This is a genomic window from Brevibacillus sp. SAFN-007a (genome assembly GCF_051967035.1).
Classification (GTDB): Bacteria; Bacillota; Bacilli; order Brevibacillales; family Brevibacillaceae; genus Brevibacillus.
In genome coordinates this window covers 35680-49092 of record NZ_JBQCKK010000022.1, presented here as the reverse complement: position 1 = coordinate 49092, position 13413 = coordinate 35680, and the positions used below count along the sequence as shown (strand labels likewise).

The 13413-nt window shown below is 43.1% G+C and carries 13 protein-coding genes and 1 pseudogene; 2 read left to right on the top strand and 12 right to left on the bottom strand.

The features are described from left to right. Window positions 1-282: 282 nt before the first annotated feature. Window positions 283-1200, top strand: a pseudogene (locus tag ACTHO6_RS18495) (hypothetical protein). Window positions 1201-2048: 848 nt separating this feature from the next. Here the strand turns inward: ACTHO6_RS18495 and ACTHO6_RS18490 are convergent. The 8 genes from ACTHO6_RS18490 to ACTHO6_RS18455 form a co-directional block, all read right to left on the bottom strand. Continuing rightward, window positions 2049-2348, bottom strand: coding sequence for a DUF2933 domain-containing protein (locus ACTHO6_RS18490; protein ID WP_238504332.1), 300 nt, complete (start codon window positions 2346-2348; stop codon window positions 2049-2051). A gap of 236 nt (window positions 2349-2584) precedes the next feature. Further along, complete coding sequence (locus ACTHO6_RS18485; protein WP_122904512.1) at window positions 2585-3787, bottom strand: multicopper oxidase family protein; 1203 nt, start codon at window positions 3785-3787, stop codon at window positions 2585-2587. Between the two features lie 589 nt (window positions 3788-4376). Further along, complete coding sequence (locus ACTHO6_RS18480; RefSeq protein ID WP_122904513.1) at window positions 4377-4769, bottom strand: rhodanese-like domain-containing protein; 393 nt, start codon at window positions 4767-4769, stop codon at window positions 4377-4379. 227 nt (window positions 4770-4996) lie between these two features. Beyond that, the gene (locus ACTHO6_RS18475) at window positions 4997-5251 is read right to left on the bottom strand and encodes a hypothetical protein (protein WP_440243153.1); all 255 of its coding nucleotides are present in this window, start codon (window positions 5249-5251) and stop codon (window positions 4997-4999) included. A gap of 98 nt (window positions 5252-5349) precedes the next feature. Then, window positions 5350-5559 (bottom strand): hypothetical protein, encoded by a 210-nt coding sequence (locus ACTHO6_RS18470; RefSeq protein WP_044900472.1) that lies wholly within the window; start codon window positions 5557-5559, stop codon window positions 5350-5352. Next, entirely contained in the window at window positions 5556-6980 is a 1425-nt protein-coding gene (locus ACTHO6_RS18465) for a sensor histidine kinase (RefSeq protein WP_238504336.1), read from the bottom strand. Before ACTHO6_RS18465 ends, ACTHO6_RS18470 begins: the two co-directional genes overlap by 4 nt. After that, window positions 6977-7681, bottom strand: a complete 705-nt coding sequence (locus tag ACTHO6_RS18460) for a response regulator transcription factor (RefSeq protein ID WP_238504337.1) — start codon at window positions 7679-7681, stop codon at window positions 6977-6979. Before ACTHO6_RS18460 ends, ACTHO6_RS18465 begins: the two co-directional genes overlap by 4 nt. A 32-nt stretch (window positions 7682-7713) precedes the next feature. Beyond that, window positions 7714-8463, bottom strand: a complete 750-nt coding sequence (locus ACTHO6_RS18455; protein WP_238504338.1) for a cytochrome c biogenesis CcdA family protein — start codon at window positions 8461-8463, stop codon at window positions 7714-7716. Window positions 8464-8604: 141 nt separating this feature from the next. Between ACTHO6_RS18455 and ACTHO6_RS18450 the strand changes: the two genes are divergently transcribed. Beyond that, window positions 8605-8943, top strand: coding sequence for a four-helix bundle copper-binding protein (locus ACTHO6_RS18450; protein WP_440243152.1), 339 nt, complete (start codon window positions 8605-8607; stop codon window positions 8941-8943). A gap of 383 nt (window positions 8944-9326) precedes the next feature. Here the strand turns inward: ACTHO6_RS18450 and ACTHO6_RS18445 are convergent, their stop codons facing one another. The 4 genes from ACTHO6_RS18445 to ACTHO6_RS18430 form a co-directional block, all read right to left on the bottom strand. Further along, window positions 9327-9947 (bottom strand): nitrite reductase, encoded by a 621-nt coding sequence (locus ACTHO6_RS18445; protein WP_122904519.1) that lies wholly within the window; start codon window positions 9945-9947, stop codon window positions 9327-9329. Beyond that, entirely contained in the window at window positions 9916-10428 is a 513-nt protein-coding gene (locus ACTHO6_RS18440) for a putative iron-sulfur cluster-binding metallochaperone (RefSeq protein ID WP_440243151.1), read from the bottom strand. The genes ACTHO6_RS18445 and ACTHO6_RS18440 overlap by 32 nt, the downstream gene beginning before the upstream one ends. An 89-nt stretch (window positions 10429-10517) precedes the next feature. Then, window positions 10518-10724, bottom strand: a complete 207-nt coding sequence (gene copZ / locus ACTHO6_RS18435) for a copper chaperone CopZ (protein ID WP_035301135.1) — start codon at window positions 10722-10724, stop codon at window positions 10518-10520. Between the two features lie 74 nt (window positions 10725-10798). Beyond that, on the bottom strand, window positions 10799-13216 hold the full coding sequence (locus ACTHO6_RS18430) for a heavy metal translocating P-type ATPase (protein ID WP_440243150.1): 2418 nt from the start codon (window positions 13214-13216) through the stop codon (window positions 10799-10801). Between the last annotated feature and the right edge of the window lie 197 nt (window positions 13217-13413).

Here is a 13413-nt window from a genome sequence, read left to right as displayed (position 1 = left end):
TGTCAAGGGTCCGCTACGCCTTACGCCCTTGACTTTATTGGCTTCGAAAAAGATGTCCCAATTAGGGGGATGAAACCTTTTCATATATCGGTTGATCGAGTTTACACAAAAACCTTGACAGACCCGAAATTCGAGTTTTCCCAGTTATTAGAAGGGTATTGTCGCACATTGAGTTGCGAAAGCTGAGAGATATCATTAGCATCATTGTTGATTTCTATTTGATTACTACTAATAATAAAAACTTTATAATGAAAATAATACAAACAAAAGGAGCATATAAGCATGGATTCATCTGTTTCAAAGAAAGTAACCATTCTTTCATATATCATTAGTTTTGCATTCATCATCGCAATGATTACGGCTTCGGTGATGTTGAAAGATCCCGAAATTATTTTGCCGGAAGTTGCGGCAATGGCGATTGCCATGTGGGTGTACCGAGAAGCGGGATAGATCAGGCAACCTTCGAAGATTTTTCTTGCTCCGTCCATCACTGCTGCGATCGGTTTCGTAGTGAATCAAATACACATTACTTATATAGGTAAAGTAAGCCTTACCCTCATTCTGATGATGCTTTTTTTACGGATCATTCAATCGAACTTGGGACCGTCAATTGCAACGGGCTTACTACCGGTGGTGACGAATGCAAACGAATGGTCTTTTATTATTTCAGTTTTCATTTTTACCTTCATATTGATGCTTGGGGTACTCGTATTTGGGTTGAATAGAGGACTTGAGAAGAAAGTGATGATACAGTACAAGTACATGTTAGTGTTCTTAGTGCTGATTTTCATGTGGATTGGAGTATGCTGGCTCGTTGGCTATCAACTGGCAGTTATTCCGCCGATTCTCGTTGTTGTATATGAGTCACTCCAGAAGCCAATGTACAACGGAAAAATGGCTTTTAAACAAGGACTTGTGTTGACAATATCTGCGACTGTCGGAACGCTGTTGTACTTTGCTATCGATTCGTGGATATTGGTAACGCTCTTAGATATGATTTTGATGCTTATTCTGCTGCGTATTGTTGGCATCCGTATTCCAGCAGTTTACGCCTTTCCACTGCTCCCGTTTGTCTTCCCTGATGAAATCGTCGTAATGTTGCCGCTAGGTTCGTTGATTACGTGTGTATTCCTGTTTGTTTCGGCGTTGATGTATAAAAAGATTGAGATGAAGCGAAGAGGAGAGGGGATACAAATTTGAAGGAGATGGAAAAGAATTCGTGTAATCGAACGGGAGCAACTTCCAACTCTTCGCAGGCATCTCGTAGAAACATACTGTTCCAAATCAGATTCCAAACCGTTAATAAAACCTTTTTTGGAAACGTAGGGCCTATATTTAGTTGTATGTCTCAAAGTATCCTGGTCCTAATTCGATGTAGGTTTGCTTACATGTCATCATTACAATAATCGCTCGTAAGATAGTGTAAAAACAACCCGATTCTTTCCTCATTGGGTGACAACTCGATGGTAATGAGTTGCTAAAAGATTTCTTTCTTTTTTGCTGCTGCACGTGCGGATTCCACTAACGTACTACGCAGCTTTTTGCTTTTATTACCCTTACTAGTCTAAGTAGGATATTTTTCTGAAATTTCCAGGGATATAGATAAGCGTCCTTTCAATCCTGGAAGCATGTTGACATAATTCCTATTCACTGTCACATATTGGACTCGACTTTGCCCTTTGTTTCCAGTTTCGAGTTATAAGACCTGCGAAGCTTCCTTTCAGGAATACCTTCTGATCGAAAATTCCGACTAACTGTATATCGAGAATATCCCGTTTGACGGGCGCTTTTACAAATAATCTTGCCTTTGTAACGATACTACTATTCCACTTCCTTAACATTATGTCATTCCCTCCGATGAAAAATTTTCGCTGTTATCAAACTGATAAAGATATCCGCTAAGGGGGGCAATTCTTTTTTTGGCGCGCCCGAGCAATTACACCTCGATGACATTGATTTGCCTTTACAAAAAACAAGCTGGCGCCTATCGTAAATAGAAGCCATAGCCAAGAACAATTATGGATCATTTGCTACATCAGTCTTCACATTTAAAAATTTTGTCCGTGGTGTCTAATTTGTACGAAGACCGGTGCATTTCCCTCTCCTCTAAGATCACTGGATGCAGCAGATTTTTCATTTTTTTGTCCTTTTAAGTCTTGAACCTCCTGATACAATCGTTTATTCTTTTCCGTCAGTTCTTTAATCTTCATTTGCAATTCATTAACATCTATCGGATCATCCGTTTTTATAGAGCTCACATGCCCTTTATGATTGTGATTCATACCCTTCATGCAAATAAGCATCATTAACGGACAAGCCAATAGGGTCAATATAGACAACCATTCCATGTAATCGAACACTCCTTTCTAAAGTACCTTGGTCTTCATTGTAACCTCAAGTTGTGAGGAAAATATGAAGACACCATAAATTGATGTCACAATTACTGCTGGGACAATCGCGATTACACGGGTAAACAAAAGGCGCTACCACGATTTCGTATCGATATTTCAATCCTTTTCATGAAAATTTATCCTGCGCAGAAGGAAGAGACACCTTGTGCGGAAACAAAGTGTCTCTTTTGATGTTATTTGACGTATTTGACGAGAACCATCAGTCCCCCCGGTTCCACATCGGCGTTTGTCGTGTGGTGAAGTTCATGACAATGGAAAACCCATTCTCCAGGATTATCGGCAATAAAATCGATGTCGTAGGTCTCGCCCGGATTTACCGTAATCGTGTTCGCAATGAGGGGATTGGCAATAGGATGTCCATCCTTTGCGATGATGCGAAAATCGTGGCCGTGCAAGTGCATTGGATGGATGCCATTACTGATGTTAGCCAGACGTATACGAACTAGATCTCCCATTTTTACCTCAATTGGATCGGTGTCTGGAAACGACTTGCCGTTAATGGTCCAGTAATTGTAATCCATCCCCATAACTGTACTGCCTGAGTTGTCTTTCGGGGATTCTGTCGGTGGCATGATCATCCCCTCATGAGGGTTTTTCTGCTGGTCTTTGTTTTTACTACCATGTTGCATCATGCTTCTGACGTTACCTTTATGTTTTTGCCCGTTTGGCTCTCCTTTAGACATTCCTGTCATATGGTCGTTTTTGGTTTGATGTTGTTGTCCCCCAGACTTGTTCGGGACGTTCCACCCTCCAAACAACATGGTGAACTCCCGGTCGTGTTTCAACGGACCCTGGTTCTGCGGGTCGATGATCAACAATCCGTACAGACCTTTGTCAATCTGCGGGATGCTGTTGAAATGTGAGTGATACATATAGGTTCCCGCGTGATTGGCTACAAACTCGTAGGTAAACGTCTCACCCGGTCTCACAGCGTGTTGGGTGAAGGATGGCACCCCGTCCATCTTGTTGGGAACGTGCAAACCATGCCAATGAATGGCAGTTTCTTCCGGCAGACTATTTTTGAGAATGACACGGATGGTGTCCCCTTCCTTGGCGCGAATGGTAGGACCGGGAACCGTTCCGTTTAACGTGTAAGCGTCCGTCTGTACTCCGGACACAAGCTCCCAACGAGCAGGCTTGGCCTCAATTTTGTATTCGTGGACATGCCCTGTTGGCCGAATGGCATCTGTTTCCGTAAGTACAGGCAGCTTTCTTAGTTTTTGGGTAGTAAGAATTTCATTATTAGGATTTGTCTTGGCTGGCGCCTGATTCTCTGCAGCGATCTTTGTTTGATCTGACGGTTGCATTGCATTTGGCACACATCCCCACATTACCAGAACAGTTAGGGCGGTGAAGGGTATAGCAAGTCTTCTCATGCGTATTCCTCCCTGTAGTGTTACTTGTATTTTTTGCGTAAGAAGACAAACTATGTATACGATATGTTCAGAGGGGAGTGGAAACGTAATTCAATAAATTCGATCTTTTCATTCCACATTTTCACATGTAAGCTGTTATGCATCTGTTCCGCAAGGTAATTAAACACTCTTGACTGTATCCAGTCACGAGCTAATAGCCTTTCTTGTTTGATCTATAATATCCTTCATACTGAAGTGGAATCGGCCAGTACGTGGTTTTTTTGCGGTGGTTCGACTCTGGTAATAAAACTGTTTGGATAACCTTAACAGCACATGTTATCGGACCGAGAGTCCGAACAAAAAATTTTCGTCTTCTTAAGGTTGTGTTTCCGGTTCCACACTTTCTTGTCAGGGGATTTGCGATGATGGAAAACATTTTGTCGTTTCTAACCCCAGTGTGACATCCAAGTGTGTTTTCCCCCGCTTGGTGGGCCAAGATAAATGAGGTTCTTCTGATGCTCGATAAACTGAAGCCTTATCCTGTACTTCACACCTCGCCATTTTCATAAAAAAAGATGGTCACGCTTTCACGTTCCCATCTCATAACAAATCATTGCTCGATTTGCCCCTTCCATTTAGCCATGCCGCCCTCAAGGTTATAAACATCCTTATAACCATTTTGCAGTAAAAAATTTCCACTTTCTGTTCCCATACGTCCAGTATGGCAAACAAACACAATTTTCTTATCTTTAGGAATGCTTGTATACTTCGTTTTAATATCTACGAAAGGGATATTAATAGCGGTGGGTATCCTCCCTTTTGCAAATAGTTCCGGCTCCCGAAGGTCGACGATAACCATATCCATCTTTTTTTCTAACATTTCTGTCAATGTTTCAGAACTGATCACCTGCAATGTCTTTTCTTGCATGTTAAAAAGGTACATCACGAAAATACTTACTGCGGCGACAAGAGCAACGAGTGAAACTAACCAAACTTTTTTCACACTTTATCGTACCTCCCAAAACATATTCCATTATGTGGATTATTTCATTACCGGTACAATGGATAAAATGCTTCCATTTGCTGAACCGGAATATAGCATACAATTAAGTAATGAAGAAATTATGGAGAACAAACAAATAAAAGAAGCCCGATAAATTGTTTTAAAGATGAGAGCAAAAAACCAGTATCCGATTTCACAAATGGATACTGGTTTTTTCACTACTACATTTACTGTTTCATTCCCTCATCTTTCTTGGCGTTATACGCTGCCATGAACTTGTTGCAACTTTGCATCATCTGTTGTCCTTCGGGCGTATTCATCATATTCATCATACTTTGTTCATCCATCATCTTCATCATATTCGTCATGCCGTTCATCATGGACGGGTTATCGATGTCGGATTCGGCAGCAAAAGAAACTTGACCTACGATCAGAAGAGCTAGTATAGAGAACACCAAGATCAGTTTCGTCTTCTTTTGCATTATGAATTCCTCCTTGTGGATTGATAGCTACACGGTTAGTATAGGGGAAGGGTTTGTTCAAACCTTGAGGAATTTTTGAAGAAATGGTGACGCAGCTGTTAATCGTCTTGATTTCTTTTCGTTTTCATCAGTACATAAAAAATGGCTGCGGTAATGACTGGTACACTAATCCAGAAGCAAATTTTAAAAAGTGTTTTTACGTAAGCAAAAATGGAATCCGGACTCGCCATCCAAGTAGCCGACATCGTCAGGCAGGACAGGCCGATTACTATCATAAGGGAAACCATGATCCAATCAATCCATCTCACCTGTCTTCCCCCCTTTTCTCGGTTTCAGCCACATTTGGAAACGTCAACTCAAACCGAGTTCCTTTTTCTAACTCGCTGGTAACGAAAATCGTCCCTCCTTGAAGTTCAACCAGGTTCTTCACGATTGCCAAACCTAGCCCTGTTCCACCATATTGACGTGAACGTGACTTTTCTACACGATAAAAACGGTCAAAAATATATGGAAGTTCTGCTTCGGGAATTCCCATCCCGGTATCTGTAACGGCAATCTTGATTCCATCTTCTTCTTGCCACATCGTAACAGATATTCGGCCTTTTTCTGTATACCGGATTGCGTTATCCAGCAAATTGATAAAAACTTGTGTCATCCTGTTTCCATCGCAATAGGCGAGTGGTAGTCTATCCTGGACGCTATACTCAATATCTAGGCCCTTCTTTCTCGCTCGAAAAACTGATTTATGAATGGCCCCTTCCATCACTTCGGACAAATCAACCCATTCCATCTGTAATGAAATTTTTCCCTCATCCATTTTTGAAAGGTCAAACAAATCTCCAATCATATTGGAAAGCCGAACAGACTCCTCATAAATGATGTCCAAGTATTGTTCTTTTTCTTGCTCTGATTGATACATCTTGTCTTTCAACGCTTTTGCATAACCTTCCACGTAAGTGATCGGAGTTCGCAGTTCATGAGAGATATTTGCAAAAAACTCCCTGCGTGAATCCCGAACGCGTTGTAAATCGAAGGCTAAATCATTAATCGCCTGCGCCAACGATCCAATCTCATCTGATGTGCTCCTTACTGTTATCCGTGTATCCAAATCCCCTTTAGCTATCTTGCGAGCTGCTTTTTCCATTTGTATTAACGGATGTGATAATTTCTTGGATAGGATGTAGGTAAACCCAAGGGCAAGGAAAAAAGCGCCAACTCCCGATAACAGCAGCATGGCCCTTACATTTTGCAAAGATTGATCAATTCCTTCGATAGATGACATCACATAAACTCCGCCCAAAAATCCCTGTTCATTTATGATTGGCTGTCCAGAAACAAGATATCGTTTCCCGGTTGACGGTTCCATGTAAACTTTTTCAATCGCTTTTCCTTGCGAAAGAGGAAATATCTCTTCCGTTGGCAGAAGAGTCCCTTTTACAAGGTCCGGTATACCGGAGTTTGCGATGATTCGACCGCGACTGTCGACGATATACAATTTGATTTGGGAAAAACCGGCCATCATTTCAATCATGGGGATTACACTGGAATTGTTCGTATTGGCAATTATAGTTGCATACTGGGTTGACAAACCGACATTTTGTTCCCGTACTTCATTGTAGTAGAATCCAGAGAAAATCCTTTCGATAACGAACCCAACGGGCAAAAGCACAATGAGGAACAGCAAAATAATAGTTCCGCCTAACTTGACAACAATTCGACTTCCAATCATTTTCGTCCATCAATTCCCTGAAATTTGTAGCCCACACCCCAAACTGTATGGATCGGGTTAAAGGATAATCCTGCATTTCTTGCCTTTTCACGGATGTTTTTCACGTGTGTGTCAACCGTTCGTATATCCCCCAAAAAATCATGCCCCCATATGTTTTCTAAAAGTACTTCTCGACTGAATACGCGCCCTGGCTGACTAGCAAGGGAAAAAAGCAAGTCAAATTCTTTAGGCGTAAAATCAACTGTGTTTCCTTGAATCAGCACTTGCCTTCCTTCCGGATCAATCGACAGGTCGTGGTAAACAAGCATTCTTCTTGCTGGGATCATTTCCGTTATACTCGTCCTTCGTAGAAGAGCAAACACCCGGGCAAGCAATTCTTCCGGTTCAAACGGTTTGACCAGATAGTCATCTGCACCAATCTGTAGGCCCTTTACCTTATCCTTAGTTTCGTTTCGTGCTGTCAACATGATGATTGGTGTATCTTTCTTTTCACGTATTTGCCGGCAGACTTCCCACCCGTCCATATCTGGCATCATAATGTCTAAAATGATCAGATCAAATGATTGCTGGGTGGACAGCGCTACAGCCTCGTTCCCATTTTTTGCTTCCGTCACTTCGAATCCATTCTTTGCAAGATAGATACGGAGGAGATTCCTCATGTTCCATTCATCATCAACGACAAGTACTTGTACTTTTTTCATGCGTATCCCTCATTTGTTAAAGTTCTCCCAAATCACCAAAACGTAAAGAAGTCGGAGATTCCCAATAGGATAAAGATCACGCCGGCGAGCTTTTGAGTGAGAGAACCCATTTTCCTATACTGTTTCATAATAATCGGTCTGCCACTCGCTGCTACGAATGTAAGCAGGACAATCATTAAGGGAATAGTGGTCCCAACGGCAAAAACAGCAGGAAGCAGAGGCCCAACTGAACTGGAAAGCATTAACGGCATCGCAAGACCAAAAAACAGCCAAAACATCGTCGGGCAAAATCCTAGCGAAAACGTAAAGCCAAGAAGGAACGACTGCATTCCTCCATGAAAACGATCTGTAAACTGCTCCATTTTTTTTAAGAACGATTGCGTCCGGAAAAAAGGCAATCGAATCCATCCCAGCATAAACAAACCGATCAGGAGGAACAATGGGGCGAGTAATTTCCTTGCCCACTGGAATACTGGAATGGCTTGTGTAGAAAGCTGCTCCCCAAACATGTACACGATCCCGCCTAAGGCTGAGTAGACCACGATTTTTCCTAGAATAAACAGCACAAGATTATAGCCGAATGTACCTTTATTAATCAGATTTTTTCCAAACACGGTGAAAGCAGCGACGTTCCCCGACAACTGGCAAGGGGCAAATGCTCCAATAATCCCGAGTAATAGCGCTCCGATCAATGGTGCTTGTTCCCCCATTCCAAAGTATAAGCTAGTAAATGGCTTGGCAAACCAGGAGCCTAGTTGGTACAAATACAAATACCAATCCATATCTTTCCCTCCGCCCTATGCGATAACTTTCTTATCCAGGTATTTTACGATCCTTTTTTGAGGGAATTATGAAGAACACCGGTATACATCCTCAAGATTGATTCATACTACATTTGAATCCCGGAAAGGAGGTGTTTAATCATGCCCGTTACCATTTCGAACACGTATCAACAATGCATTGAGGCGTGTATGAAATGTCTTCAAGCCTGTGAACAATGCCTCACAGCCTGCCTTCAAGAGCCAGATGCCCAAAACAGAACCAGGTGCATTCAAACTCTGCGCGATTGCATCGATATCTGCGCTCTTTCCGTGCAATTTATGTCACGAAACAGCCAATACGCAAAGCAGATGTGCAGCATTTGTGCCACGATCTGCGAAGAGTGTGCTACCCATTGTGAGATGTTCAAGGATCCCCACTGCCAGGAGTGTGCCAAAGTCTGCAGAGTGTGTGCAGAGCATTGCCGCAAAATGGCAGGATAATCGAAAAGGGGAAAGGCAATGTTCCTTTCCCCTTGAACACAATTTCTATCCTTTGAACAGACATTTTTATGGTTTCCTCCCCGTTATAGAGAGAATGTAATTTATATTGTAATGGAGCATTTCGTCTATTTAAACAAAACCTGCAACTCTCATTAAGTATGACAGCAGCCCGTTCATGTTATATGTCGTTGTTTCAAAACCATCCAGTAATAAATTGGATGGAAAGGCAATTCGCATGACCGTATTCTGTGGCTTTCCCCAATCGCCAAAGTGTAATTTTTTTAGGTTTTTATTCACGAAATACTTTATTATGTTCTGATTTTATTATCACATTTAAGTGATGGATTTCTGCTTCACATATGTTCATCGTATAACAATACCGTTTACAGGCCGCATTCTTTACGAATGTTATCTACCCCGTATCTCTGTACAAACTTGGAAAACTTCTCCCGTTTCTTTCCTTTCTCTTGATACAAAGTAATCACACTTTTGACTACCGTTGATAGTTCTTCTTCTCGAACTTGATCAACCAACAGATCAGCCGTTTTCGCTTCCATTGATTTTGACTGACCGCCAATGTAAATTTCAAACATATCTTTCCGCTTCACAATCCCAATATCTTTAACCAACGGTTCCCCACAGGCATTGGGACAACCTGTGTAGCCAACTCTCATCGTGAAGGGTACCGGCATTCCTGCGATCGTTTCGTTCAGATCTCTTGCTGCCTGAAGCCCCTCAACCTCTGCACCTTTACAAAAGGTGCAAACTGACAAGTTCTTTACGACAGAACCGACTTCATACACACATAAACCAAAATCTCGCAGCGCCTGTTTGGCCTCATCAGCCTTTTCTTCACTCATTTCTACAATCAATTGCTGAAAGGTCGTCAGCTCGATTTGTGCGTCTTCCCCTACAATCTCTCCGATAGCCACCATATCCTTTGGAGTAAAAACAGCGCCTCCTACCCTGATTTCAGGACTGACTGCGAACTTTACACGATTCATTCGTAATGCCTCCCCGACATGATAGTGTTTTCTTTTTTTCAATTTCCCAGATAAAAGATGTGACGTTGCCCAAACAACAGGCCCCTTGCGGATTATTCACTTCACAACCACAGCGATCGGCTTTGACCTGCTCACGTATAAATTGGATAGGATCGTTTTTTTCTTCGACTGCATGGTTCAAGCGCTCTCTCGTCCATCCAAAACAGTAACAGACAGGTACTTGTACTCGATTATCCTTTTGGAACACAGGTACTTTCATATCCTGGGTTTTGAAAGTGTTGGCTTCACTGTAATACACCACTTCACAGGTTGACGTGGAACAAAAGAAATATTTCAACTTTGGATGCATCATGGAAAGCGCATCAGGCTTAAGCAATGATTTCAACGTGATGATAGGAACACTTCGACCATTTTCATGGCAGGTTGGGCAAAGAGTAACTCTTGAATTCGCTTGTGTAGTGGGCTGACAGCAGCTTTCCACAATCAGTCAACTCCTGTTTACAGAATAGATCGTCTTTATTGTGAAGAAAGGCCGCGATTAAAAACCGCAGCCTTTCCTCCATCTCTGCATCAGATAACATCATACCCTTGGTCTTCAATGGTTTCCTTAACTTTATCCAACGAGACAGCAGATTCATCAAATGTAACGGTTACCTGATTATCTGCAAGGGAAACTTTTGCTGATTGTACACCCTCCAGTTTATTGAGTGCCCCTTCGATAGAGTTCACGCAGTGATTGCAAGACATTCCTTGTACGTTCAAAGTAACTGTGCTCATAATCAATCTCTCCTTTTCATCTAATGAGGTTTATAAACACTTGAATTGCAGTATGCTACCGACTATAAAGTTCGTCAGATCTTTACCCGCTTTAGTCGTAATGCATTTAGGACAACGGAGACAGAACTGAAAGCCATTGCTGCACCTGCAACCCAAGGTGCTAACAGACCTGCTGCTGCAATCGGGATGCCGACGCTATTGTAGAAAAGTGCCCAAAACAGGTTTTGTTTAATGTTTTGCATTGTTTTGTGGCTAAGTGTAATGGCTTGCGGGATGCTTGTGAGTTCGCCGCGCATCAATGTGATATCGGCTGCCTCCATGGCAATATCAGTACCAGTCCCAATAGCCATTCCGACATCAGCCGTTGCCAAGGCGGGAGCATCGTTAATCCCGTCACCCACCATCGCCACTTTTTTGCCTTGCTGCTTGAATGCTTCCACTTCTTTCGCTTTGTCCTCAGGTAGAACTTCCGCTCGAACCTGAGTTATTCCAACCTGTTGTGCAATAGAACGAGCTGTCCGTTGGTTGTCACCCGTAATCATGACCACTTCAAGCCCGAGATTTTTAAGCTGGGCGATCGCTTCTTTCGAGCTTTCTTTTAATGTATCAGCAACTGCAACAACTCCGGACAACGCGCCGTTTATTGCAACCAGCATCGCGGTTTTTCCCTGGTCTTCCAAGTGCTGCATCTGATTTTCCACCGAAGAGGTATCAATGTCATAACGCTTCATTAATTTTCTCGTTCCGATCAAGAGACGTTGATCGTTCACTTGTGCTTGCAAACCAAAACCAGGGATCGCTTCAAAGTTGGTCACAGGAGACAATGTCACTCCTCTGGCTTCGGCCCCTTTCACGATAGCTTGGGCCAGTGGGTGCTCGGAATTTTTTTCAGCAGAAGCAACCAAAGTCAGTAGATCCAACTCAGAATTGTTACCGAGAGCGATCACATCGGTTAACGAAGGCTCTCCTTTGGTAATGGTACCAGTTTTGTCGAGAATGATCGTGTTCAGTTTATGGGCTGCCTCCAAATGTTCGCCGCCCTTGAATAGGATTCCAAGTTCAGCCCCCTTTCCGGTACCTACCATTACAGAAGTAGGAGTGGCCAATCCAAGCGCACAGGGGCATGCAATCACCAATACAGCAATCGCTGGTTCGAGTGCTGCCGTAAAGTTACCTGGCTCCAGGAAGAAATACCAAACAATAAAGGTAATGACTGAGATCCCCACCACGATGGGAACGAAAATACTCGAGATTTTATCGGCCATCCGTTGAATGGGTGCCTTTGAGCCTTGTGCTTCCTCCACCACTTTAATAATCTGGGCCAGCGCCGTATCTTTACCGATCTTTGTCGCTTCAATCGTCAATACGCCATTTTTGTTTATCGTGGCACCGATTACTGGGTCTCCTGCCTTTTTGTCGACAGGGACACTTTCGCCTGTAAGCATTGATTCGTCGACAGCGGATGTACCGCTCTTTACCACCCCGTCTACCGGAATCTTCTCGCCGGGCTTGACTAGGGTGCTGTCTCCTACCACGACTTCTTCAAGGGGGATCACCATTTCCTTCCCGTCCCTGATCACAGTAGCTGTTTTAGCTTGAAGCCCCATCAGCTTTCTGATCGCTTCCGATGTCCGCCCTTTTGCGAGCGCCTCGAAAAGTTTGCCAAGGATAATCAACGTAATCAGTACGGCACTCGTTTCGTAATACAGCTTATCCGTTCGTCCGGCAAGGCTGGCAAAGAAACTGTAGAAGTACGCGGCAGAGGTACCCAATGCCACTAAGACATCCATATTAGCGCTGCCGTTTTTTAACGCCTTGTAGGCTCCTCTATAGAAGGGCCATCCGATTATAAATTGCACCGGTGTGGCTAGAGTAAATTGAACCCATGGATTCATTAAGAAATGCGGCATGTAAAAGCCAGGCAACCCTAGATGAGCTACCATGGTATAGAGAAGCGGCAAAGACAATGCAGCCGAGACAAAGAAGCGCGTCTTTTGAATCTTGATTTCTTTTCCCCGTTCGTCTTCTTTTATGCCTGTTTCTTCACGCTGACTGGCTCCGTACCCCAAATCCTTGATTTTTTCGATCATCTGTCCGGGACTGATTTCACCCGGATTGTAGTGGACTGTCGCCCTTTCCATCGTTAAGTTGACGTTTGCATCGATCACGCCAGGTAGCTTCTTTAAGCCTTTCTCAATACGAGCTGCACATGCCGCACAGGTCATGCCTGTAACATCCAAATCCACTCTCTCAGTCGATACTTTATACCCGAGGTCATTCACTTTTGCTTGTAGGGCGGTCACGTCTACCTTTGACGGATCGTACGTGACTGTTGCTCTTTCCATTGCGTAGTTGACGTTTGCTTGCTTGACTCCTTCCATCTTGGCAAGCCCTTTTTCAATTCGGATTGCGCAGGAAGCGCAGGTCATTCCCTCGATATTCAATGTTGCACTTCTTTCATTCGCCTCTTTGGCCGTGGTTGCCGTGCTCATACAGGTCAACACCTCCATTGGCAAAACGATTGTGTCTTAATAATACAATACCCCAGTAGGGTATTCAATACCATAAGTTCTTTTAATTTTTTTATCTGGGGTTACAACCTACCGTTTACCTTTTTCTTTCGCATTCATTCGTTTTTCCTTTTGATAACGATATATGTAATAAGTAACTGTGCTTCCGACCACTAATG

Bases quoted from the DNA above. Each gene is read 5' to 3' on its own strand.
- ACTHO6_RS18450 (WP_440243152.1), top strand. From the start codon at position 8,605: ATGCCCGTTACCATTTCGAACACGTATCAACAATGCATTGAGGCGTGT.
- ACTHO6_RS18455 (WP_238504338.1), bottom strand. From the start codon at position 8,463: ATGGATTGGTATTTGTATTTGTACCAACTAGGCTCCTGGTTTGCCAAG.
- ACTHO6_RS18430 (WP_440243150.1), bottom strand. From the start codon at position 13,216: ATGAGCACGGCAACCACGGCCAAAGAGGCGAATGAAAGAAGTGCAACA.
- copZ (WP_035301135.1), bottom strand. From the start codon at position 10,724: ATGAGCACAGTTACTTTGAACGTACAAGGAATGTCTTGCAATCACTGC.
- ACTHO6_RS18485 (WP_122904512.1), bottom strand. From the start codon at position 3,787: ATGAGAAGACTTGCTATACCCTTCACCGCCCTAACTGTTCTGGTAATG.
- ACTHO6_RS18460 (WP_238504337.1), bottom strand. From the start codon at position 7,681: ATGAAAAAAGTACAAGTACTTGTCGTTGATGATGAATGGAACATGAGG.
- ACTHO6_RS18445 (WP_122904519.1), bottom strand. From the start codon at position 9,947: ATGAATCGTGTAAAGTTCGCAGTCAGTCCTGAAATCAGGGTAGGAGGC.
- ACTHO6_RS18475 (WP_440243153.1), bottom strand. From the start codon at position 5,251: ATGCAAAAGAAGACGAAACTGATCTTGGTGTTCTCTATACTAGCTCTT.
- ACTHO6_RS18465 (WP_238504336.1), bottom strand. From the start codon at position 6,980: ATGATTGGAAGTCGAATTGTTGTCAAGTTAGGCGGAACTATTATTTTG.
- ACTHO6_RS18490 (WP_238504332.1), bottom strand. From the start codon at position 2,348: ATGGAATGGTTGTCTATATTGACCCTATTGGCTTGTCCGTTAATGATG.